This window comes from Deferribacterota bacterium (genome assembly GCA_034189185.1).
Lineage (GTDB): Bacteria > Chrysiogenota > Deferribacteres > Deferribacterales > UBA228 > UBA228.
Genome location: JAXHVM010000213.1, coordinates 1 through 2,716, shown reverse-complemented (window position 1 = coordinate 2,716; position 2,716 = coordinate 1). Strand labels below are relative to the sequence as shown.

General features: G+C 32.8%; 3 protein-coding genes. 1 reads left to right on the top strand and 2 read right to left on the bottom strand.

The window, feature by feature from the left end:
- On the bottom strand, positions 1-770 hold a 770-nt coding region (locus tag SVN78_10060), incomplete at its 3' end, for an aminotransferase class III-fold pyridoxal phosphate-dependent enzyme (protein MDY6821950.1).
- Positions 771-868: 98 nt separating this feature from the next.
- Here SVN78_10060 and SVN78_10055 point away from each other — a divergent pair.
- Positions 869-2,197, top strand: coding sequence for a sodium:alanine symporter family protein (locus tag SVN78_10055; GenBank protein MDY6821949.1), 1,329 nt, complete (start codon positions 869-871; stop codon positions 2,195-2,197).
- Positions 2,198-2,205: 8 nt separating this feature from the next.
- Here the strand turns inward: SVN78_10055 and cdd are convergent, their stop codons facing one another.
- Positions 2,206-2,613, bottom strand: coding sequence for a cytidine deaminase (gene cdd, locus SVN78_10050; protein MDY6821948.1), 408 nt, complete (start codon positions 2,611-2,613; stop codon positions 2,206-2,208).
- Between the last annotated feature and the right edge of the window lie 103 nt (positions 2,614-2,716).

Genomic DNA, 2,716 nt, shown 5'->3' with positions numbered 1-2,716 from the left:
TTGCCTGTTCTTCCAAAACCTGTTGCTATTTCATCAAATATCAATAAAAGTCCATATTTGTCACAAATCCTCTTTAGGTTATTTAGAAATTCACTATTGTAGAAATACATCCCCCCTGCACCTTGGACAATGGGTTCAATGATTATAGCAGCTAATTCATCTATATTTTCTTCGACAATTTTTTCAGTATAGATATGATCGTCTTCGTATTTAGCATTAAATCTTGATTTTGGAGCTGGTGAGTTAATATTATGGGGTAATATATTAGAGAACTTTGAATGCATACTATTTATTGGATCACATAGAGACATTGCCATAAAGGTATCCCCATGATAAGCGCGCTCAAAGGAAAGTATTTTATTTTTTTTATAATTTCCCATTCCCATATGATATTGAAAGGCCATTTTTACAGCAATTTCAACGGCAACTGAGCCAGAATCACAATAAAAGAAGGTATCAAAATCTTTATTTAATATTTTTTTAAGGTTTATTGCTAGTTTTGCAGCTGGTTTATGGGTGAAGCCACCAAACATAATATGAGAGAATTTGTTTATTTGCTTGTTTAAGGCCTTATTTATATATTTATTATTATACCCATGGATGCAACTCCACCAGGAGCTCATCCCGTCTATGAGTTTTCTACCATCTGAAAGTTCAATAGTTGATTTATAAGCTTTCTTTACTTCATAGGTTTTTGACTTATCTGTGATTGAATCGTAGGGGTGCCAGATATGTTCTCTATCTATTTTTAGTATTTTGTTTTTTTTCATTAACTAATGCTAACTATATTATTAGATAAAATTTGTCAATATTAATTTAATTTTAACTTGTATTATATTAAAAAAACAGTTATATATTTTTAATTATAATGAATATTAATCTGATAATTTCAAAGATTTCAAATTTTGTGTGGGGGCCTGTTTTACTAATCTTATTGATTGGAACAGGTATTTGGATGAGTTATCAATTGAGGTTTATTCAGATTAGGTTATTACCGGCTGCCTTAAAGCTTGTATTTAGTGGTAGAAAATCAAAGGGTGAAGGTAATATTACCCCCTTTCAGGCTCTAGCTACAGAGTTAGCAGGAACTATCGGCACTGGTAATATTGCTGGTGTGGCAACTGCAATTGCCTCAGGTGGCCCTGGAGCTATTTTTTGGATGTGGGTTTCTGCTTTTTTTGGAATGGCTACAAAGTTTTCAGAGTCTTTACTTGCGTTAAACTATAGAGAGAAAACTATTTATGGTATATATAGTGGCGGACCTATGTATTACATATCAAAAGGTTTAGGATTAAAATGGCTAGGTGTTTTATTTGCAATTTTTGGCATAATTGCTTCATTTGGTATAGGTTGTATGGTGCAGAGTCATTCATTGTCAATTGCCTTAAAGGATGCTTTTCATGTAAATGTTTGGATCTCAGGAATAATTTTAATGTTTTTAGTCGGATTTGTAATTATTGGTGGAATAAGAAGAATAGCTCTTGTAACTGAGAGAATTGTTCCATTTATGGCTTTGATATATTTTGTATCAGCCCTTATTATTATATTAGTAAATTTTGAGAAAATTTTAGATATAATACAGCTTATAGTTGTTTCAGCTTTTAATCCTACAGCTGCTATTGGTGGTTTTGCTGGAGCAAGTGTTAAAGAAGCAATACGATTTGGCGTTGCAAGGGGTGTTTTTTCTAATGAAGCAGGACTGGGTTCAACACCAATTGCTCATGCTGCAGCAATAACAGATAATCCTGTAAAGCAAGGTTTAGTCTCAATGACTGGTGTATTTTTTGATACTATAATAATTTGTTCTATGACAGCTTTCTGCATCTTACTAACAGATTCATGGCATTCTGGATTAAGCACAACTGAGCTTACTAATTTATCCTTCGAAAGTGTTTTTGGCCCTATTGGTCCTTCTATAGTTTCCGTTAGTCTTATATTGTTTGCCTATTCTACTATTTTAGGATGGTCTTTTTATGGTAGTCAATGCGTTCGTTTTCTTGCAGGAGAACCCATTGTTAGAATATATAGATATATTTTTTGTTTAGCTGTTTTATTTGGGGCTTTAAGGAAGACAGAGCTAGTATGGGCGCTTTCTGATATTTTTAATGGGCTTATGGCCTTTCCTAATTTAATAGGGATATTAGGATTATCCTTTGTTGTTAGAAAGATTTATAGAGAGAATATAGATCGTATTTGAGTAAATATTTATTGAAGTTTAGTAAAAGGGTAGGGCATAAGTTCCTTAAAAAGCATAATTTTATATTTGTCGTCTGCATTAACTAATATAACCTTTGTCTCATCGTAGGAAAAGTTACTCAAAAATTGTCTACATATACCACAAGGTATAGGATTTTGTGCATATACTGATATGAACGTTATTTTAATATATCCATTTTCAGATATAGCTTTTGACATTGCAACCCTTTCTGCACATATTGTTGCCCCGAAAGAGGTATTCTCTATATTACATCCAGTATAATATTTATTATTTTCTGTATAAACAGCAGCCCCAACCTTATAATTAGAAAAGGGTGCATATGCATATTCCCTTGCTTTCTTTGCTAGAGTTAAAAGTTCTTTAATTATATATTCTTCATCCCTTGTACTATCCATAAACAACATCCTCCGACTTCGCAAGTCAGAATTTCCCCGTATTTACGCCATCACAGGCCATCTTTTCCTATCAATCCTCCGACTTCGCAAGTCAGATTTTCCG

Coding starts and splice junctions, on each gene's coding strand:
- cdd (MDY6821948.1), bottom strand. CDS start 2,613: ATGGATAGTACAAGGGATGAAGAATATATAATTAAAGAACTTTTAACT.
- SVN78_10055 (MDY6821949.1), top strand. CDS start 869: ATGAATATTAATCTGATAATTTCAAAGATTTCAAATTTTGTGTGGGGG.